The sequence below is a fragment of the Streptomyces tubercidicus genome (assembly GCF_027497495.1).
GTDB classification, from domain to species: domain Bacteria; phylum Actinomycetota; class Actinomycetes; order Streptomycetales; family Streptomycetaceae; genus Streptomyces; species Streptomyces tubercidicus.
The window spans coordinates 4,216,220-4,236,314 of sequence record NZ_CP114205.1; the positions used below are offsets into that span (position 1 = coordinate 4,216,220).

At 71.9% G+C, this 20,095-nt stretch carries 18 protein-coding genes and 1 pseudogene; 11 read left to right on the forward strand and 8 right to left on the reverse strand.

Annotated elements, in window-relative coordinates:
• Positions 1–160: 160 nt before the first annotated feature.
• Positions 161–448, reverse strand: coding sequence for a hypothetical protein (locus STRTU_RS18335; protein WP_159744629.1), 288 nt, complete (start codon positions 446–448; stop codon positions 161–163).
• A 186-nt stretch (positions 449–634) separates the two neighbouring features.
• Between STRTU_RS18335 and STRTU_RS18340 the strand changes: the two genes are divergently transcribed.
• From STRTU_RS18340 to STRTU_RS18350, 3 genes are all read left to right on the forward strand, one after another.
• Positions 635–1,765, forward strand: a complete 1,131-nt coding sequence (locus STRTU_RS18340; protein ID WP_159744630.1) for a site-2 protease family protein — start codon at positions 635–637, stop codon at positions 1,763–1,765.
• 151 nt (positions 1,766–1,916) lie between these two features.
• On the forward strand, positions 1,917–2,657 hold the full coding sequence (locus STRTU_RS18345) for a PP2C family protein-serine/threonine phosphatase (protein ID WP_159744631.1): 741 nt from the start codon (positions 1,917–1,919) through the stop codon (positions 2,655–2,657).
• A gap of 153 nt (positions 2,658–2,810) precedes the next feature.
• The gene (locus tag STRTU_RS18350) at positions 2,811–4,325 is read left to right on the forward strand and encodes an alpha/beta hydrolase (RefSeq protein ID WP_159744632.1); all 1,515 of its coding nucleotides are present in this window, start codon (positions 2,811–2,813) and stop codon (positions 4,323–4,325) included.
• Between the two features lie 29 nt (positions 4,326–4,354).
• Here STRTU_RS18350 and STRTU_RS18355 read toward each other — a convergent pair whose 3' ends face one another.
• Positions 4,355–5,893 carry a serine/threonine-protein kinase gene (locus STRTU_RS18355; RefSeq protein ID WP_159744633.1) on the reverse strand — a complete coding sequence of 513 codons (1,539 nt, stop codon included), beginning with the start codon at positions 5,891–5,893 and terminating at the stop codon, positions 4,355–4,357.
• 322 nt (positions 5,894–6,215) lie between these two features.
• On the opposite strand from STRTU_RS18355, the gene STRTU_RS18360 reads away from it, so the two are divergent.
• The 7 genes and pseudogenes from STRTU_RS18360 (at position 6,216) to STRTU_RS18390 (ending at position 13,292) form a co-directional block, all read left to right on the forward strand.
• The gene (locus tag STRTU_RS18360) at positions 6,216–6,752 is read left to right on the forward strand and encodes a hypothetical protein (protein ID WP_159744634.1); all 537 of its coding nucleotides are present in this window, start codon (positions 6,216–6,218) and stop codon (positions 6,750–6,752) included.
• Between the two features lie 164 nt (positions 6,753–6,916).
• Positions 6,917–7,753: a DUF4097 family beta strand repeat-containing protein gene (locus tag STRTU_RS18365; protein WP_159744635.1), complete on the forward strand. Its 837-nt coding sequence runs from the start codon at positions 6,917–6,919 to the stop codon at positions 7,751–7,753.
• A gap of 58 nt (positions 7,754–7,811) precedes the next feature.
• Positions 7,812–8,801: an ATP-binding cassette domain-containing protein gene (locus tag STRTU_RS18370; protein WP_159744636.1), complete on the forward strand. Its 990-nt coding sequence runs from the start codon at positions 7,812–7,814 to the stop codon at positions 8,799–8,801.
• Positions 8,798–9,592 (forward strand): ABC transporter permease, encoded by a 795-nt coding sequence (locus STRTU_RS18375; RefSeq protein ID WP_159744637.1) that lies wholly within the window; start codon positions 8,798–8,800, stop codon positions 9,590–9,592. Before STRTU_RS18370 ends, STRTU_RS18375 begins: the two co-directional genes overlap by 4 nt.
• 155 nt (positions 9,593–9,747) lie before the next feature.
• Positions 9,748–11,016, forward strand: a complete 1,269-nt coding sequence (locus tag STRTU_RS18380) for a cytochrome P450 (protein ID WP_174878891.1) — start codon at positions 9,748–9,750, stop codon at positions 11,014–11,016.
• Between the two features lie 4 nt (positions 11,017–11,020).
• Positions 11,021–11,206, forward strand: a pseudogene (locus tag STRTU_RS18385) (ferredoxin); the annotation flags it as partial.
• A gap of 385 nt (positions 11,207–11,591) precedes the next feature.
• Positions 11,592–13,292, forward strand: coding sequence for a protein kinase domain-containing protein (locus STRTU_RS18390; RefSeq protein ID WP_159744639.1), 1,701 nt, complete (start codon positions 11,592–11,594; stop codon positions 13,290–13,292).
• Positions 13,293–14,050: 758 nt separating this feature from the next.
• On the opposite strand, the gene STRTU_RS18395 is transcribed toward STRTU_RS18390, so the two are convergent.
• Entirely contained in the window at positions 14,051–15,058 is a 1,008-nt protein-coding gene (locus STRTU_RS18395) for an SCO2400 family protein (protein WP_159744640.1), read from the reverse strand.
• A gap of 428 nt (positions 15,059–15,486) precedes the next feature.
• Between STRTU_RS18395 and STRTU_RS18400 the strand changes: the two genes are divergently transcribed.
• Positions 15,487–15,915 (forward strand): nuclear transport factor 2 family protein, encoded by a 429-nt coding sequence (locus tag STRTU_RS18400; RefSeq protein WP_159744641.1) that lies wholly within the window; start codon positions 15,487–15,489, stop codon positions 15,913–15,915.
• Positions 15,916–15,926: 11 nt separating this feature from the next.
• On the opposite strand, the gene STRTU_RS18405 is transcribed toward STRTU_RS18400, so the two are convergent.
• From STRTU_RS18405 to STRTU_RS18425, 5 genes are all read right to left on the reverse strand, one after another.
• Positions 15,927–16,502 (reverse strand): hypothetical protein, encoded by a 576-nt coding sequence (locus tag STRTU_RS18405; RefSeq protein ID WP_159744642.1) that lies wholly within the window; start codon positions 16,500–16,502, stop codon positions 15,927–15,929.
• 182 nt (positions 16,503–16,684) lie between these two features.
• A complete protein-coding gene (locus STRTU_RS18410; RefSeq protein ID WP_159744643.1) occupies positions 16,685–16,963 on the reverse strand; it encodes a hypothetical protein in 279 nt (92 codons plus the stop codon).
• Positions 16,960–17,406, reverse strand: coding sequence for a hypothetical protein (locus tag STRTU_RS18415; RefSeq protein WP_159744644.1), 447 nt, complete (start codon positions 17,404–17,406; stop codon positions 16,960–16,962). Before STRTU_RS18415 ends, STRTU_RS18410 begins: the two co-directional genes overlap by 4 nt.
• Before the next feature lie 326 nt (positions 17,407–17,732).
• Positions 17,733–19,202 (reverse strand): sensor histidine kinase, encoded by a 1,470-nt coding sequence (locus STRTU_RS18420; RefSeq protein WP_159744645.1) that lies wholly within the window; start codon positions 19,200–19,202, stop codon positions 17,733–17,735.
• Positions 19,199–19,963 carry a response regulator transcription factor gene (locus tag STRTU_RS18425; RefSeq protein ID WP_159744646.1) on the reverse strand — a complete coding sequence of 255 codons (765 nt, stop codon included), beginning with the start codon at positions 19,961–19,963 and terminating at the stop codon, positions 19,199–19,201. Before STRTU_RS18425 ends, STRTU_RS18420 begins: the two co-directional genes overlap by 4 nt.
• Positions 19,964–20,095: the final 132 nt, after the last annotated feature.

Genomic DNA, 20,095 nt, shown 5'->3' on the forward strand with positions numbered 1-20,095 from the left:
TTCGTCCTACGGGTGCCAGACGTATCGTGCTGCCGCGGTCGGCCCGTGTCCGCGTTCAACCCGCGGTGTGCGAAACCCCCGGCGGACACAATCAGCCGGGTGGCCCAACCCGCGCGGGGCCGCTCGCCGGCCGGTCGTCAGACGGCTGCCACACCGGGGCTCAGAGCACGAGCCGCTCCGGCATGGGCTGCGCCACCCCGTCCAGCTCCAGCGTGCACCGCGGCATGGAGGGGACGAGATGCGGCTGGCGCAGCAGGACCCGGAAGGGGTGGGCGGGCTCTTCGGGGAGTTCGCCGGTCAGCACGTTCATACCGGCGCGGTGTTCCTTCTGGTACGCGACCACCTTGCCGTCGACCAGCAGCTCGATCTCCCCGGACCGGCCGGGTCCGACGTTCACCGTGATCGAGTGGTCACCCTGATCCAGATGGAAGTGGTGTCTGTGCCCCATGAGGCACCTCCGGCAGTTCGTCGGTCACGACCGGCGGCGCCGTCCTTGCCTCGCGGCGGCCGGTCCGTTCTTCCAGCCTAGGTTCCGCGAGCGACAATTGTGGTGGGTGCCGGGCGTCCGGTTCACGGAGCGCGGGTCGGCGAGACCTGCCCGGAGATCCGGGCACCGGGCCGGCAGGAGACGACGATGAACGGGTCGGTCCGCGTCGGACATGTGGTCGGGGTACCGCTGCGTATGCACTGGAGCGTGCCGCTGCTGGTGGGCCTGTTCGCGTACGGACTCGGCCGGCAGGGCCTGCCTGTCTGGACGCCGGGCCGTTCGGACACCGTGTACGCCGTCGCCGGGGTCGTGGGGGCCGCGCTGCTCATGGGCAGCCTGCTGCTGCACGAGACGGCCCACGCCGCGACCGCCCTGCGGAAGAAGATCTCGGTGCAGGACGTGACGCTGTGGGCGCTGGGCGGGACCACCCGGATGGGGCGGCCGCAGACCGCGGCGGCGGCCTTCGCGGTGGCGGTCAGCGGGCCACTGATCAGCCTGGTCATCGGCGGTATCGCGCTGGGGGCGGGGATCGGGCTGCACGGGCTGTCCGGCTGGGCGGTGCCCTCGGTCGTCCTGGCCTGGCTCGGCTGGGCGAATCTGTTCCTGGGCGTGTTCAATCTGCTGCCCGCGGTACCGCTGGACGGCGGACGGGTGGTGCAGGCGGTGCTGTGGTGGCGCACGGGGGACCGGGAGCGGGCGGATCTGGCGGCGTCCCGGGGCGGCCAGATCATGGGGCTGCTCCTGGTGGCCGCGGGCTGGATCTCCGTACTGCGCGGGACGCCGGGCGGACTGTGGATCGTCTTCATCGGCCTCTTCATCATGGTGGTCGCCGGCGCGGAGCGGCGCCGCGCGGCCCTGCACCGGTCCCTGCGGGGGCTCCGGGTCGGTGAGGCGATGTCCGGTCCGGTGGCCACCGGCGCCGACTGGCTGACCGTCCAGCGCTTCATCGACGAGGTGGCCGTGCACTCCGCATACTCCGCGCTGCCGCTGCTCGACTTCGAGGGCCGCCCCAGCGGCGTCGTGCAGCTGCGACGGCTCGCGTCGGTACCGGCCGCCGACCGGGAGACACTGCGGGTACGGGAGGTCGCGATCCCGCTTTCCCAGTGCGCGGTCGCCGCACCGGACGATCTGCTGACCGAGGCGCTGGACAAGCTGAGTCTGCGGACCGGCCCCCGCATCCTCGTCGTGGACGCCGGGCATCTTGTGGGGATCGTCACCGGGAAGGACATCGGCCGGCTGATGCAGCGCGAGACCCTGGGCGGCAAGGAGAACGCCTGACCGGCCTGCCTGCCCGGGGTGTCGCGGCGGGCGCGCGCCGCCGCCCGTCCGCGCCCACAATGGTGGTACGGAACGCCCCCGGGGGATACGGGGCCGTCCGCGGCGGAGACCCGTAACGGGACAGCGGCGGAGGCCCGGAACGGACAGGGGTATGGAGTACGTCACCGTGACCGCGCTGAGCCACCCCGGGCTGCTCCGGGAGCACAACGAGGACAGTCTGGTGGCCGGTCCCTGGACGCTCTGCGGCACCATGACCGAGAACCCGCAGACCCTGGTGTTCCCGCTCGGCACCCCGCTCGTGGTCGCGGTCGCCGACGGCATCGGCGGGCAGCCGGCCGGTGAGGTGGCCAGCGCCCTGGCCGTGCGGCAACTGGCGGCGCTCGGCCCCACACTGGACACCGCCGAAGCGGTACGGGACGCCCTGAACCTCTGCAATGACGCGGTGTACGCGGCCGCCGGCCACGACCCGGAGCTGCGCACCATGGGGACCACGGTCGCCGGTGCCGTCCTCCTGGCGGAGTCGCTGCTGGTGTTCAACGTCGGCGACAGCCGGGTGCTCAACACGACCACGGACGGGCTGCGCCAGGTGAGCGTGGACGACAGCCCGCCGCTCTCCCCGGGGCGGCGCACCACCTCGCTCGTCACCCAGGCGCTCGGCGGCACCCCGGACTTCAGCGCCATCACCCCGCATGTCCGGGAAGTGCCGCTGTCCGCGGGCGACCGCTACCTGGTGTGCACCGACGGTCTGACCGACCCCGTCCCGGAGGACGCCCTCAACGACCTGCTGCAACTTCACAGCGGCGGCCGGGCCGCCTTCGAACTGTGGAAGTCCGCGATCGAGGCGGGCGGTCCCGACAACATCACGCTGGGGTTGATCGGGGTCGGGGAGTAGAGGGGAGGGTTCGAGGTCCGGAGCGGCGGCCCCAGGTGTGGGGCGATGCGGCGTACGGCCTACGGGGGCGGCGATGCGTCCTGCGGCTAACCCCACCCCGGATGTGAGGGCTGCCGGATGGGAAGCGGGGGAGCGCTCAACCACGCTTGCTCCATGACGACTTACACCCATCGCACCCTTCTTCTCGCGCTCTCCCTCGCCACCGTCGCAGCCACCGTGACCGCGGCCGCCCCGGCGGCCCGCGCCGGCACTTCTGGAACCGCTGGCACCACCGGCCCCGCCCTCACCTGGCGGCCCTGCGCCGAGCCCGGCGGCCTCACCGGGCAGGAGTGCGCCCAGCTGCCCGTACCCCTCGACTACCGCGATCCGGACGGCCCGCAGCTCAGCCTCGCCGTGACCCGGGTGCGCAGCGACCGGCCCGAGGCGCGGCGGGGCACCTTACTGGTGATCCCCGGCGGGCCGGGCGAATCCGGGGTGCGCCGGCTGGCAGCGAAGGGCCCGGCGCTGCGGAAGGCGATGGCGGGGACGTACGACCTGGTCAGCTTTGATCCGCGGGGGGTGGGCGGGAGCAGCCGGGCGGACTGCGGACTCGACGCCGCCGACCGCCATCTGGTGACGCTGCGGTCCTGGCCGGGGCCGGACGGCGGGATCGACGGCAATGTCGCCCGCTCCCGTCGGATCGCCGAGGCGTGCCAACGCCATGGTGGTGCCGTGCTGCGCAGCTTCACCACCCGGAACGAGACACGCGATATCGACCGCCTCCGTCAGGCCCTGGGCGAGGAGAAGCTGTCGGCCTGGGCGTCCTCGTACGGGACATACGTCGGGGCGGTGTACGCGCAGAAGTACCCGCGGCACACCGACCGCTGGGTACTGGACAGCAACGGTGATCCCAACCCGTCCCGGGTGGCGCGCGGGTGGCTGGCGAACATCTCGGTGGGCGCGGAAGACCGTTTCCCCGACTTCGCGGCCTGGGCCGCCGATCCGGCACGGGAGCGCGAGGGACTGCGGCTGGCCCGGCGGCCCGAGGACGTCCGGCCGCTGTTCCTCGCACTGGCGGCGAAGCTGGACCGTGAGCCGAAGGAGTCGACCACGCCGGGCGTCCCGCTGACCGGCAACCGGCTGCGGCAGGCGCTGCAGAGCGCCCTGCTCAGCGACGGTCTGTTCGCTGAACTGGCCCGGCTCGTCCAGCAGGCGCAGGACCCGGCCGCCGAGCCGGTGCTGCCCGACGCCGTCGCCGGACCGCTGCCGGACCAGGACGCGACGACATTCATGGCGGCGGTCTGCAACGATGTGCGCTGGCCGGCGTCGGTCCCTGCCCACCGGCGCGCGGTGACCGCCGACCGCGCCCGGCACCCGCTCACGGCCGGTATGCCGGCCAACATCACGCCCTGCGGCTTCTGGAAGGCACCCGCGGAGCCGCCCACCCGTATCACCGCCGACGGCCCGTCCAACATCCTGATGGTCCAGAATCGCCGGGATCCCTACACCCCGTACTTCGGAGCACTGAAGATGCGCCGGGCTCTCGGTGACCGGGCCCGGCTGCTCACCCTCGACCACGGCGGCCACGGCGTCTACTTGGGCAACGGCACCGCCTGCGGCGACCGCACCGTCACCACCTTTCTGACGACGGGCCGACGGCCGCAGACGGACACGCACTGCGTCGGCTGAGCCGGGGGCGCCGAGCTGAAGGGTGTGTCCTAAGCGGGGAGCCGGATTCCCTTGATGGCGGTGTCGAAGACGGGCCGGTACCGGGTCCAGTCCGTATTCGGTGCGGAGAGGTAGACCACGTACTGGGTGCCGTCGGCGCCGGCGAAGGCCAGCTCCACCGCCCGGTACTCCCGTGCCTTGCCGTCGAAGGTGAACTCCCAGTAGCCCGCGGGCCGTCCCCGGAACTTCGTGGGGTCCATCCTGACCCGCTCATAGCCCGGGTTGTCCCGGCGCGTCTGGTCCTCCTCGGTCTCCCGCCAGTGACGGACCGGATCGGACGCGCCGGCGAACGGGACGATGTTGATCCGCAGGCCCGCCCGTTTGGTCGGGTCCACGTAGGCGATGTCACCGCCGGGCGGATGTGAGAGCTTCCAGCCGTCCGGTACGGGGAGGGAGAAGCCGTGGCCCACCTTCTGCAGGCGGTATCCGGAGGGGACCGGTGGGAGGCTCGCAGGGTGGCCGGAGGTTTTGGACTCGGGCGGACGGGGGGCCGTCGCGCCGGTACCGCCCCCGGGCAACAGCAGCACCCCACCGGCCACGGCAGCGGCGACCACCAGTGCCGCGGCACTCCACAGCGCCGTGCGGCGGCCGCGCTTGCCCTTCCGAGCGGGCGCCGTGGGGTTTGTGGGGCTCGTGGCGCCCAGGGGATCCGCAGGGGCTCCGGCGGGCTGCGGCCGTGTGGTTGGAGCGTCGAGAACGGTGCCCCTGCCGGCTGCCTGGCCGCCCAGGAGGCGTTCGGCCTCGTGTGCGTCCATGCGCCGCCCGGGTTCCTTCATGAGCAGGCCCTCGATCACCGGGGCCAGGTCACCGGCGTTGCGCGGGGGCGGGTAGTCCTCGGCGGCGATGGCGTACGCCGTCTCGATGGCGGTGTCCCGGTTGAACGGGGGATGCCCTTCGACCGCCTGGTACAGCGTCGCCCCGAGGGACCACAGGTCGCAGGCCGGGCCGGGCTCGGCGATGCCGGTCCGGAGGCGTTCCGGCGCGAGGTACTGGATCGACCCGATCAGCTCGCCGGTCCGGGTGAGGGACGGGGTTCCGGACTGCACGGCGATGCCGAAGTCGGTCAGCACGATCCGCCCGTCGTGCCCGAGCAGCACATTGGCGGGCTTGATGTCCCGGTGCAGCACCCCGGCGTCATGGGCGGCGCGCAGTGCGGCGGCCATGCTGCGGCCGATCCGGGCCGCTTCGCCGGGCGGCAGCGCACCCTCGCGCTTCAGGAGGTCGCCCAGGGTGACCGAGGGGACGTACTCCATGACGATGCACGGCAGGTCCTCGTCGTCGACGACGTCGTGCACCACGATCACATGGGGATGGGTGATCCGGGCGGCGCTACGGGCCTCGCGGCGGGTGCGCTCGTAGAGCGTCTCGATCTCGTCGTCGTTCAGGTGCGGGGGTACCAGCAGCTTCTTCACGGCGACCGGCCGCCCGAGCAGCTCGTCCTCGGCCAGCCATACCGTGCCCATGCCACCGCGGCCGACCCGCTCCACCAGCCGGTACCGCTCGGCCACGAGTCGTCCTAGATCGGACACCGTGAGTTCTCCTCCCCCGCACGGGTTGAACAGTCTGCGCAAGCACCATAGCCCGCGTGTTCGAGGTGGCCGAGGGCGGCATTTCGGGGAGCGGTGCGCCGGGCGGAGCCCGCCCGGCAAGGCCGCTGCGGGGGTCCGGCAACTGCCGCTGGGGACGCCCTTGTTCGTCCTCGTGCCGACGGCGCGGTCGCCTCCCGAGCCGCTCGGGGGGTGGTGCGCGGAGGGCGTGTGGCGCCGTGCGTGATGCCGCGATGGCGCCATTGATGCCATGCATGCGCCATAGAGGCTTGCGGTGGCGCCATGATGGTGCCACTATGGCGTTATGGACCTCACGCCCTACGTCGACAATCTCCGGCATGAACTCGCGGTCGCCGCGGATGCAGGCGGAGACGAAGCCCGCGCCCTGGCCGAGCGGCTCGCCACCCCCCTGGAGTCGGCCGTCCGGCTCACGCTGCTGAACGCCCTCTCCTCCGCCGCGACCGAGATCACCCGCGATCTGGCACCGGGGTCGGTCGATCTGCGGCTGCGCGGGCTCGACCCCGAGTTCGTGGTGACCGCACCGCCGAGCCAGGAGCCGTACGAACAGGCGGAGTTGCCCGAGGCGGCGGCCGAGCCGCGGGCAGCCGCGCACCCGGCCCCCTCCGACGCCGACGAGGGCGGCACCGCGCGGATCAACTTCCGCCTTCCCGCCCATCTAAAGGCCCGGGTCGAGGACGCAGCAGGCCAGGACGGCCTCTCCGTCAACGCCTGGCTGGTACGGGCGGTCACCAACGCCCTGGAACCGGGCGCCCCCAGCCGCTCCGCCCGCCGCGGCCCCCGCCACGGAGGCAAGCAGGGGTATACGGGCTGGGTCCGCTAGGCCGGCCGCGACGCGCTCACCCACTCAGCTACTTCACCCACTTCACCCACTCACCCACTCACCCACTCACCCACTCAGTCACCTGCTCAGCCACTCACTCACTCAGCTACTCACTCACCCGCCGTTCGGCGGGAACTCACACCAGCCATGAGGACGGCACAGCCATGCCTGCTTTCGACACACCCGAACCGCTCTCCGTCACCGTCGAGATCGACCTCGGATCCGTCCGGATCGCCGCGAGCAAGCGCATCGACACGGTCGTGGAGGTGCTGCCGAGGGACGCCACCGACGAGGCCGACCTGCGGGCCGCGCAGCAGACCAAGGTCACCTGCTCCGGCGGCAAGCTGCTCGTCAAGGGCCCCAAGAAGCGCTCCCTCTTCGGCAAGTGCGGTTCGGTCGGCGTGACCATCGAGCTGCCGACCGGCTCGGACGTCCTGGGCACCTCGCCCATGGCGGACTTCACCCTGGAAGGCCGCCTCGGCGAATGCCGCCTCAAGACCTCGTTCGGCGACATCCAGGTCGATGAGGCGGAGACCGTCAACCTGCGGACCGAGTACGGCGACATCCGGCTGGACCGGGTGGCGGGCGACGCCGAACTCGTCGGCGCGGGCCGGATCGAGGCCAATGAGATCGCGGGCGCGGCGCTGGTGAAGAACGGCAACGGCGAAACCGTGATCGGCGAGGTCACCGGCGCGCTGCGGGCGAGAGCGTCCAACGGCCTGATCTCCGTCGGCGTCGCGCACGCCGGAGTCGACGCCAAGTCCGCCAACGGCGCCATCCGGATCGGCGAAGTGGCCCGCGGCCAGGTCGTACTCCATGCCGCCGCCGGTGACCTGGAGGTCGGCATCCGGGAGGCCAGCGCCGCCTGGCTGGAGGTGGCCACCGGCGTCGGCAGTGTGCACACCGACCTCGGCGCCGCCGATGGCCCCGGCGACAGTGCCGAGACCGTCGAAGTACGCGCCCACACCAGCATCGGCGACATCCTGATCCGCCGCTCCTGACCAGGCCCCGGCCACTGGTGGCCGGGCACGAACACCCCACCCAGAGACGGGAATTGCTATGACCATGCACTCCCCGATCGCCGTCACATCGGCGATCGAGGCCACCGGGTTAGCCAAGTCCTACGGCGACAAGGTGGTGCTCGACGGCATCGACCTGCGCATCCCCGAAGGCACGGTCTTCGCCCTGCTCGGGCCCAACGGCGCGGGCAAGACCACCACCGTGCAGATCCTCTCCACCCTCATCTCCGCCACCGCCGGCCAGGCACGGGTCGCCGGCCACGATCTGGTCCGCGAGGCGGATGCCGTACGCGCCGCGATCGGCGTCACCGGCCAGTTCTCGGCGGTGGACAACCTGCTCACCGCCCGGGAGAACCTGCTCCTGATGGCGGACCTGCACCATCTCGACCGGCGCGAAGGCCGACGGCGCGCCACCGAGCTCCTGCGCCGCTTCGAACTGACCGAGGCCGCCACCAAGCCCGTCGTCACCTTCTCGGGCGGTATGCGCCGCAAGCTCGACCTCGCGATGACCCTGGTCGGGAATCCGCGCATCATCTTCCTCGACGAGCCGACCACCGGCCTCGATCCCCGCAGTCGTCGCACCATGTGGGAGATCATCCGCAGCCTGGTCGCCGAAGACGGCGTCACCATCTTCCTGACCACGCAGTATCTGGACGAAGCCGATCAACTCGCCGACCGTATCGCCGTCCTGGACCATGGAAAGCTGGTCGCCGAAGGCACCGCGGACGAGCTGAAGCGACGGATCCCCGGCGGCCATATCCGCCTCCGGTTCGCCGAGGGGTCCCAACTGGACTCGGCCGCCGCCCTCTTCGGCGCCACCGCACACGACAGCGAAGCGCTCACCCTGCACGTCCCCGGCGACGGCAGCATCCCCGCCCTGCGCGCCGTGCTCGACGCCCTGGACCATGCGTCGATCCGCGCCGAAGAACTGACGGTGCACACCCCCGATCTCGACGATGTCTTCCTCACCCTCACCGGCCGCGACCGGTCCGCCAGCGAGGTCAACTCCCCTAAGGAGAGCGTCCGATGACGACCCTGACCTACGCGGCCCGTGATGCCCGGACGATGCTGCGGCGCAATCTGAAGCATGCGCTGCGCTACCCCTCCATGACGATCTCGGTCGTCGCGACGCCCGTCCTGATGCTGCTGCTCTTCACCTATGTCTTCGGCGGCGCCCTGGGGACCGGTATCGGCGGGATGAGCAGCGGCAGCCCCGAGTACATCGACTATCTCGCGCCCGGCATCATCCTGATGGCCGCTACCTCGGGCGCCCTGGTCACGGCGGTCGGCGTCTCCGTCGACATGACCGAGGGCATCGTCAACCGGTTCCGCACGATGGCGATATCCCGTGCCTCGTTCCTGACCGGGCATGTCGTCGGCAGCGTCCTCCAGACGCTGGTCAGCATCGCCTTCGTCATCGGCGTCGCGCTCCTGATGGGCTTCCGCCCGCACGCCACACCGCTCGGATGGCTCGCCGCCGCCGGTCTGCTCACCCTGCTCACCCTGGCGCTGACCTGGGTGTCGGCCGCGATCGGTCTGGTGGCCAAGAACCCCGAGACCGCGAGCAACATACCCTTGCCGCTGCAGTTCCTCCCGTTCCTCGGCAGCGCCATCGTGCCTCCGGAGTCCATGCCCACCGGGCTGCGCTGGTTCGCCGAGTACCAGCCCTTCACCCCGGTCATCGAAACGCTGCGGGGCCTGCTGATGGGCACCGGTGTCGGCACCGGCGCCGCGATCGGCGCCGTGGCCTGGTGCGTCGGCCTCACACTGCTCGGCTACCTCTGGGCACGTACGGCCTTCCGCCGCAGCGCCAACGGCTGAGCGGCCGCGCCGCACCACAGGTGCTTCACCTCGCACCTCGCCCGGCGCTTTGCCGCGCCGCGTCCCTCACCCCACATGTCGTCGTGCCCTCGCCGTGCCCTCGGCGGGCTCTTCATCCTTCATCCACCCTTCATCCACCCTTCATCGGAGGACCCATGCAGCACGAACCATCCGCACCGGCCGCCGAGCAGACCGCTCAGGAAGCAGCGGCGCAGCCCGAGCCGGTGCCACTTCCGCTGACCCGTGCCGCGGGCTGCCCCTTCGACCCGCCCGCCGAGCTGGCGGAACTGCGCGAGCAGCAGCCGCTGCGCCCGATGCGTTACCCCGACGGGCACGTGGGCTGGCTGGCCACCGGTCACTCCGTGGTCCGGGCGATAGCTGCCGACCCCCGCTTCAGTTCCCGTTACGAGCTGCTGCGCTACCCCCTCCCGGGCGGGCCCGAGGGCGCGCTGCCTCCGGCGACGCTCGGCGACCTCACCGGGATCGACGCACCGGAGCACACCCGCTACCGGCGGCTGCTCGCCGGCAAGTTCACCGTCCGGCGGATGCGCCAACTCACCGCCCGCGTCGAGCAGATCACCGCCGACCACCTCGATGCCATGGAACGCCAGGGACCGGCGCTCGACCTGGTGCAGGCGTTCGCGCACCCCGTCCCGGCGCTGATGATCTGCGAACTGCTCGGTGTGTCGCCGTCCGACCGCGCTGCCTTCCAGGCGCACACCGCGATGCTGAGCAGCCCGGAAGCCGGTCCGGAGGAGCTGATGGCCGCGATGACCGCGCTCGCGGAATGCGTCCGCGAACTGGTGGTGGCCAAGCGCGCCCACCCCACCGACGACCTGCTCAGTGATCTGACCACCAGCGATCTGACCGATGACGAACTCGCCGGTATCGGCAGCTTCCTGCTGGCCGCCGGACTCGACACCACCGCGAACATGCTCGGACTCGGCACCTTCGCCCTGCTGAGAAACCCCGAGCAGGCCGCCGCCCTGCGCGGCGACCCTGGCCTCGCCGACCAGGCTGTCGAGGAGTTGATGCGCTATCTGAGCATTGCCCACACCGGGGTTCGGGCGGCCCTGGAGGACGTCGAGCTGGACGGCCAACTGATCAAGGCCGGCGATACCGTCACCGTCTCGGTGGAGGCAGCCAACCGCGACCCGCTGAAGTTCCCCGACCCCGACACCCTCGACCTGCACCGGAAGGCGACCGGGCATCTCGCCTTCGGCCACGGCGCCCACCAGTGCCTGGGGCAGCAGTTGGCGCGGGTCGAGATGCGGGTCGCCTTCCCGGCGCTGTTCCGCCGCTTCCCGACGCTGCGGCTGGCGGTTCCGCCCGAGGACGTACCGCTGCGCGACGCCATGAACATCCGCGGGGTGCACCGGCTCCCCGTCACCTGGGACACCTCGGACACATGGGGAAAGGAGTAGTCCGGTGCAGCTGAGCATCGACCGCGAACGCTGTGTGGGCGCCGGGATGTGCGCCCTGACCGCCCCCGAGGTCTTCGACCAGGACGACGAGGACGGCCGGGTCCTGCTTCGTATGGCCGCGCCGCCACCCGGGCTGCGCGCCACGGCCCGGCTGGCCGCCGGACTCTGCCCGGCCGCGGCCGTCACTGTCATCGACACCGACACCGACACCGACACCGACACCGACACCGACACCGACACCGATACCGACATCGACACCGACATAGAGGCCGACACCGAGACTGACATCGACATCGAGACCGACATAGAGGCCGACAGCGACACCGAGACCGACGCCGAGACCGACGCCGACACCCTCACGGAGCAAGGTGATGTGGGTAGTTCGGTACCGGGCGCCCGGTAGTCCGGCTCCGTCCCGTACGGCACCTGCCCCGTCCCGTACGGCACCTGCCCCGCACGCCATCACCCTGTACGCCGCCGCCTCGGGCGCCGCAGCCCCCGGTGGGGAGGGGAACCCGACCGCCCTCCCGTACGTCTTCCGCCTTGTTGGCTTGGTCGGTCCCTGGAGGAACCCGGTGGAACACAGGATGTTGGGGCAGCGGTACGAGCTCGTGGAGCAGCTCGGGAACGGCGGGATGGGGACGGTGTACCGGGCCGTCGACCACCGGCTGCGCCGCACCGTCGCCGTCAAGACCCTCTCCGCCGAGTTGGCGATGCAGCCCGAGTTCCTCACCCGCTTCCAGCGGGAGGCGCATGCCGCCGCCGCGCTCAACCACCCCGGTGTGGCCACCGTTCATGATGTCGGTGAGGACGCCGGCGGGGGTGCGGCCGAGCCCTATCTGGTCATGGAGTACGTGGCGGGCCGGACCCTCAGCCAGGTGCTGAGGGACGGCCCGCTGGCGGTGGCACAGGCCGTCGACATCACCGGCCAGGTACTTGCGGCGCTGGAACACAGCCACCGGCACGCCATCGTGCACCGGGACATCAAGCCCGCGAACGTCATGCTCACCGCTTCCGGCCAGGCCAAGGTCGTCGACTTCGGCATCGCCAAGGCGCTGAGCGAGGTGGCCACCCGGCTCACCGGGACCGGCGTGGCGGTCGGCACCCCCGCCTACCTCGCCCCCGAGCAGATCAACGGGGGCGAGACCGACCACCGCACCGATCTGTACGCCGTGGGCTGTCTCCTGTACGAGCTGCTGACCGGGCGTCCCCCGTACACCGGCGACTCACCGTTCTCCGTCATGCATCAGCATCTGGCCGCAGAACCGGTGCCACCCTCCCGTCTCCGCCCCGAACTCCCGCCCGCCGTGGACGCCGTGATAGCCCGAGCGCTGCACAAACGCCGGGAGGACCGCTTCACAGATGCCGCAGCCATGCAGACGGCCCTCACGGCGGCGTCCCACTCCGGACCTGCGCCCCACTCCGGACCTGCGCCCGACTCCGCACTGGCGGCCCACTCCGGACCGGCACCTCAGCCTGTACCTGCGCCCCACGCCGCACCGGCGCCCGGTGGCGTCACCAGCCCGGCGCCCAGCCGCAACCCTGCCCCCACCCCCACCGCGTTCGACCCCGCCGCCGCGGACCCCGTCCCGGCGGTGGCACCGGCCGCGCCCGTCGGGAGTGCACCGGCGCCGCGGCCCACCCGCCGGAGACCGGCGCGCGTGGTCTTCCGGCCGACGGCCGAAGGCGCGGTCGCGCTGCTCGGCTGCATGCTGTCCCTGGTGATATCCCGGACCGACATGATCGAGGTCGGCCAGTTCTCCCGGGTCGCGCTGCTCGCCGCCGTCGCCGGATCGGTGCTGCTGCTGTGGTCGGCGCGGCTCGCCTGTGCGGTTGCCTGGGGCCCGGTGGCGGAGGCCGTGGCCGTCTGGTCCGAGCTGGCACGCGCCAATATCGGCTGGGAAACCCACTTCGTCATCATCGCCCTGGTCCTGGGCGTCGTCGGCGCACTCTGCTTCGCCGCCGGCTACAAGGACGAGCACACCGGCGGCTTCGCGCTCATCGCCTTCTGGTTCACGTCCCTGGCAGCCCTCTGGTTCTTCCTCGACGACCTTCGCAAGATCGGCGTCTTCTACGTCCTCCTGCTGGCCGTCACGCTCGCCATCGGCGCCCAGGTCCTCAAGACACGCACCCGGACGACGTCGGGGGGCGGTGGCGCGGCACGGAGGTCCGGTGCGGAGACGCCCGGGGGAGCGATACCCACGGGCGCCCCGGCCGCCCCCGCGCCGGCCGCAGCGGTCTCCGGCGGCCGGCGCGGAAGGCAGTCGGCCGGATAACCGGCGCCCGCCCGCACGCTCGGCCCTGGCCTTGGCCGCGTTCGGCCCTGGCCCCAGAGGTGCTCAGCCCTGCTCCCGGTAGGGCTCAAGCCTGCTTCTTGTCCTGCGCGTCCATCGCAGCCCCCTCGCCCGTATTCCCCGGCCCCCACCGCGCTCCGACGCGCAGTGAGGAGAAGAATCCCTCCCGGTCTGCGGGGGAGCGGCCCCGGCCCCAGGGCACAGATGCCAGACAACGCCCGCACCGACATGGCCACATGTCAGAAGGGCTCCGGATCCCCGGCAACGGCGGGTTTCGGCCCCAGCCCGGCTCCGCTCTATGGGTGGCCATGTGCGGCACGCAGCTCAAAAAGGATGCTCGGCGGCGGGCGGCTTTGTCGTACCTGGCTGGTAGCGGTGGGGGCCTTGGGGCGGAGAGTGCGGTGTGACCCCGATACGGGCGAGTGCCCCGCGGCCGAGAGCGCGGCGCACCCCGTCCATGCGGCCGGGGAGACGCTGCGGGAGAGCCGTCCGGCGCGGTCGCCTGGCCCGCCCGCCCGCCCGCCCGCCTGTCTGGCGCGCTCGCGCGGACCGTTCCGGCCCGGCGAACCGGCTCCCGGCCTATCTACGGGCGTCAGCCGAGGCCGACCACTGCCCCGGGCGTCAGCCGAGGCCGACAACTGCCACGGGCGTCAGCTGACGCCGACCACTGCCCCCGGGCATCAGCCGACGCACACCACTGCCCCCAGGGCATCAGCTGACGCCGACCACTCCCCCCGGCATCAGCCGACACACACCACTCCCAGCAGACACAGATGCGTCGGCGAGGACGGCTTTGCCTCCGGGGCGGTCGGTGAGGTCGGGGTGGCCGGTGCGGTGTCCGCCGGTGAGGTGTTCGCGCCGGAGCCGCCGGAGCCAGACCCTCCCGAGCCGCTCCCGGACCCTCTGGAGCCACCGGTGGCAGCGGGGGCGCTTGTCGCCGGAGCCGCCGCGTCGGTGTGCGCGGGGTGCGCCTCACTGGCCGGTGCGGCCGCGCTCGGGGGCGTAGCCGTATGCGACGGGGTGACGGAGTGCGGCTGCTGGGCCGTCGAGGCGGGCGGTGGTGTGTTCGTGTCGGGACGTGCGTGGCGGCCGGACGGGAGGGACGGGCGGGCACCGGGGTGCCGTGAAGCCTGGCTGTCCGACTGGTCCGGGCGGTCCGCCGACGAGGCGGCGGGCTCCGTCCGGGGCGTCGACACGCTTTCCGGCTCCGGCATCGAGGACGCGTGGGTGCCGTTGGTGGCGGGCTTGTTCTGCAGCATGCTGATGGTCAGACCGCCGCCGACGAGCGCAAAGGCCGTGGCGGCCGCGGCCTGCCGCCGGTGCTTCTTCCACCGCGCCATCTGCCGCCGCCGGGCCGCCCGGCCCTGCCCGGTGGGCGCGGGTATCTCGTCCTCGCCGGGCGCATCGGCGTCCAGGGCAGCGGCGGTTTCCGCGCTGCCAGCCTCAGCGACTGCGGAGGTGCCACGGGCGAACGGCGCGTCATCGGCGATGCCGGCCGCCCCCGCGACTCCGGCGGCGTCACCGGCGAACGGCGCATCACCGGCGAGCGGCTTGTCCTCGGCGTAGCGACCCCGCCGGGGCCCCGGGGCGGGAGTCTCGTCCGGCGGCCAGGACTCCCACATCGCGGCGGCGCCCATCGCGCTCTGCCGGCGGTGGTTGGGTGGGGCGATGTCCGGCGCGTAATCGCCGCATCCTGGACATACGAGCGCTCCGTTGAGACTGCGGCGGCACGACGAGCAGTAGTCCATCAGCGATCTTTCTGTGCTGGCTGCGCCGCCAGGGACGCCGGTGATCTGATCGAGCTGATCCGGTTCGCACTCGGGATCGAGCGGGCAGTAACGCTAACGACACCCGTCGAGGCCCACGCGTAGGGCATGTGACGCTTCCGTGCAGATTCCCGGGTGCCCCCTCCCGCACTCCGGACATGTCACGACGCGCCCCCGGGCGGAGAAGCCGACCGCACCCCGGATGGGCCCCGCAGTGGACGGCCGCGACGGGCCCCGCAGTGGACGGCCGCGACGGGCCCCGCACCCGGACTCACCCACCTCCGGCCGAGAGGGCGGGAAGCAGAAGCAACCACGGGCTCAAACGCGCCACAACCTAATCAAGTTTGACTAGCCTCTCCATCGGGCATACCCTCCCGAAAGTCCCCACTACTCAAACTTGAGGAGTCCATATGGCTCTCCTGCCGGATGCCGGGTACGTCCCGACCGCCGAGGACCGCGCGAGCCTGGATGCCTGGTTCGCCGAGTACGACGCGCAGAGCGCGCAGCGCAACGTCCAGCGCATGGCCGACATGGCGGTGTTCCCCCTCAACCTCGTGAGCGACGACGCGGTCGGCAACGGTCGTTCGGCGCAGTGGGACCGTGAGCAGTTCGTCGCGACGATGACGCAGGTGATGGGCGACGGCAGCGAGGACCTCACCTTCGAGTCCACACGGACCCCCGTCTTCGTCTCGCCCGCCATGGCCGTGGTCTTCTCGGACTCGACGATGACGACGGAGGGCGAAAGCCGACGGCTGCGCTACGCCGACATCCTGGTCAAGCGGGACGGTCAATGGGCGTTCCAGACCATGATCCAGGGCGGCTGGGGCGACAACCTGTAGCGCTCCGGCGGTCACCGCTCCCAGTACTTCGCCACCGCCTGCGCGTACGCCACCCGCCGGTCGACCCTGTCGCCCCGGACCCGGAACCGGCCGCGCACGGACTCGGTGAGGGCCGCCCGGCCGAAGAGCTCACCGGGCCGCTTCCATGCCGTCCGTAGTGGGGCGGTGATGGTGGCGGCGGGGGAGTCGGAGACCACCAGGGCAGCCAGGTACAGCAGGACGAACGGCAGCAGCACCAGGCACAGGAGCAGCGACGGCACCGTGCCCTCCCGCCCGCGCAGCACGGTCCCGTCGGGCAGGTGGATCTCGCACGCGGGCCGCCACCGCTTCTTCCGTGGCGGCAGGCGCAGTTCGGCCAAGTGCTCGTGATCCGGGGTGAGCACGGCGAGGTGACCGCCGTCCCTCCGGACGACCACGGCGAGTGGTGAGGCACCGGCGGAGTCGGTCGCGAGGGTGAAGCGCGGCTTGTACCCGTCGGGAAGCGGGCGGCCGTTGGGGGCGCCACGGCGGACGTGCACGGGGGCGGAGCCTCGGGGGCGCAGTTCGTAGTGCTTGGCGCCGGGGTGGCGGGTGAAGGTGAGTGCCATGGACCGTGTTCCGTGTTCGGTGTCGTCGAGCCGGTGCTGGGAGCCGTGCCGTTGCAGGGTTCCACACCGCACCTGGCGCACGGACGACGCGGAGCGGAGGCCGCCTTCGCCGCGGGCAGTGGGCGGACTCAGCCGTCGGCGCCTCCGCCGGGCGCGTGGTGGCCTGGCGGAGGCGCCGGGTGTCAGTTTCCTGAGCTTCCGGAGTTACCGGAGTTAGCGGAGTTGCCGGAGTTGCCGGAGTTTTCGGCGTTGCCGTTGACGTCTGCCGAATCGATGGCGTGCTGGGCGTCGTCGACCTTCTTCTGCATCTTCCCGAGCTCATCGGGGGCGGCCGGGGAGCTGCTGTCGGACGTGGGCGCCGCCTGGTCCGGTGGGGTGGGGGACTGGCAGGCCGTGGTGGCCAGTAGTGGCACCGCCAGAGCCGTCGTCACCCATACGGACAGGCGCCGACGCCGGTTCATGAGCTGGGGGTCGCCTTGTCCTTCGCGCCGCCGTGGTTCTTCTCGCACCAGGTGGCGACGTCCTTCAGGTCGGGCCTCTTCTTCTTGAGGTTCACCAGCAGGCCCTTACGGGTGGTGAGCCGGTCGCCGAGGAAGGTGGCGATGGCGGTGTGGTCGGCCTTCTTGGCGTTGGCGATGCGCGCTTCCAGGAACTTGATCGAGCCACGCGTGCCGACCGAGCCCTCCATGCGCTTGATCCGCCGGTCGATGCGCTTCTCCAGCCTCGGCACCCGATGGCACAGCTGCTTGGCCCCATCGCCCTTGGGGCCCTTCGCGTGGGCGGCCGCGGAGTCCGTCTTGGCCGGGCTCGCGCTGTCGGCGGCGTACGAGGGCGCCACGGCTGCCGTCGTGGCGAGGACGAGGCCAGCGAGGCCCGCAGTCAAGGTCGCCGTGCGACGCTGCATGAGTGTCTCCGTTCTCTGGTACTTCCCGCATACGGACAGCGTCCTGCCTGGTGCAGGGACCGGCGCGGGCTGCATGAGAGCGAAGGTAGGAGCGGTTCTTGTGGTTTCTTTGTGAGGCCCGTTGGCTGCCCAATGCAGCGGCCCGTTTCACCGACGCGGGGCGCTCGCCCGTCGCGACCGGGCCTTCGACGCGTACGCCGCTGCCGTCTGCGGTGACCAGGCCACCGCAGACGAGGACGGCCACGGTCAGAGCGGCCGTGGCGAGCGCGGCGGGGAGGAACGCGGCGATCCGCGACTCACCCCTCTTGGGCCGTGCGTTGTCGCTGCTACCCCCGCCGATCCGTATCCGACAACCAGTCCCGATGCTGCGGCGCCCCCACCGTGGCCCGGTCCGGCTGCGCGATCGGAAAGGCGATCTCGAATCGCGTCCCCATCCCGCCAGGACCGTCAAGAACACGCAACTGCGCGCGATGCAGAGCGACTTGCTGAGCGACGAGAGTGAGCCCCAGCCCCGAACCAGGGCTGTCGGCGCGACGGTGAAAGCGCCGGAAGACCGTCTGACGCTGCTCCGGCGGCACCCCGGGACCCTGGTCGTCCACGGTCAGGACGACCGTGGGCGTGGTGCGGCTGTCGCGGTCCGCGCGCAGTCGTACGGCGACCTGGGCTCGGCCGTCCGCGGAGCGGCCGTGTGTCAGGGAGTTGGTGAGGAGGTTGTCCAGCATCGACCGCAGGCCCGGCTGCCATCCGTGCACGGTCAGGCCCGGTGCGCCCTCGAAGAGCACCTCGGCCTCGGGGTGCGTACGGCGCAGGTCGGAGACGGCCGCGTCGGCCAGGTCGGCCAGGTCGACGGAGGCGAACGCGTCCGCCTCGACCAGGTCACCCTGGGCGAGCGCCCGCAGCATCACCAGCAGGCCCAGCAGCCGGGCGTGGCCGCGCCGCAGATCGTCCACGGTCTCCGCGCGGTCGGCGGGGTCGAGGTCGTGGAAGGCGTCGAGGATGTCGAGGTTGGTCTGCATGCTCATCAGCGGGGTGCGCAGCTCGTGGGATGCGGCCGCGGCGAAGGAACGGGCCGTGGCCAGGGCCTCGGCGGTGCGCGCGGCCTGTTCGTCGTAGCGTGCGAGGAATGTCTGCAGGGTGTGCGCGAGGTCATCGACCTCGGTGATCCGGGTCGGTGTGTGCTCCAGCCGGGCGGCGCTGGTGTGCGGGTCGAGGCCGCTGGTGCGCTGTTGCAGGCGCCGCAGCGGCCGGGACGCCCCCGCGGCCAGCGCCCAGGCCAGGGCCGCGGACAGCGGCGCGGCGAGCAGCGCGACCGTGATCACCCGGCCGCGGACAAGCTGGATCTGCGCCTGACGCGCGGACTCCGGGGAGAACAGCCACAGCGTCCCCGTCACGCCGGGACGCCCGGTGGTCACCGGTACGGTCAGCGCGCGCCAGGTCTGTCCACGGGAGTGGACGGTGACCGGATGTCCGGTCCCGGCCGGCAGGCGCACGGAGGCGTCGGGTTGCGGGCCATCCATGACGGTGCCGTCCGGGCCGGTCAGGCGGATGCCGATGTCCAACGCCGCGGTGAACAGCTTGCGTTGGCGGGCCTGCTCGGCGCGCGGCCGGTCGTTCGAAGCGGCACGCAGCAGACCGCGGGCCGCCGACGCGACGCCCTGGGCACGCTCACCGAGCCGCCGGTCGGCCTGCGCGTGCAGATCCCTGCCGACCAGCCCCACCAGCACCCAGCCCGCGGCCACCACCAGCAGCGGCACCACGGCCCCCACCACGATCGCGATCCGCGTGGACAACCTCATGACGGGCCGGCCCCCGCACCGCTCCCGCCGCCCCGGCCGGTGTCGCCGCTCTCGCTGTCCTCTCCGCTCTCCTCGGCACGCAGGACGAAGCCGACGCCGCGCACCGTGTGCAGGATCCGGGTCCGTCCACCCGTTTCCAGCTTGCGGCGCAGATAGCTGACGAACGTATCGACCGCGTCCGTGCGGACCTCGAAGTCATAGCCCCACACCCGGTCCAGCAGCTGGTCGCGGGTCAGGACGAGACCGGCGTTACGGGCCAGGACTTCGAGCAGCTCGAACTCGCGCCGGGTCAGCTCCACCGGCCGGCCGTCGAGGCGGACGGTGCGCGCGGCCGCGTCGAGCACCAGGCCACCGACCCGTACGGAGTCGGTCGCGGCCGGTGGCCGCCGCCGCAGCAGCGCGTGCAACCGCAGCACCAGCTCATCCAGGGCAAACGGCTTGACGAGATAGTCGTCCCCACCGGCCTGCAGCCCCGCCACCCGGTCCGCCACCTCGTCCAGCGCGGACAGCATCAGCACGGGTACGTCGTTGCCGTCCGCCCGCAGATGCCGGCACACCTCGATGCCGTCGAGGTCAGGCATGGAGACATCCAGAACCACCACATCCGGCCCCGCCTCCGCCACCTTCACCAGCGCACTACGCCCGCCATCCGCCAGCTCGACACCGAACCCCTTCAGCCGCAGCCCCCGCCCCAACGCCCGCCGAATCGCCGCATCGTCATCCACCACCAGGACCCGCCCACAACTCCCCTGAGCACCCATTCCCGCCCTCTCGTCACCTCCATCGGCCCCCGGAATGATGCATCATCGCGTGCACGACGCAAGGGGCCGCAGGGCGTCCTGGATGGCGGGCTCGGGCGGCCGACGCGTCCACTTGACGGGGGTTTTCCCGAC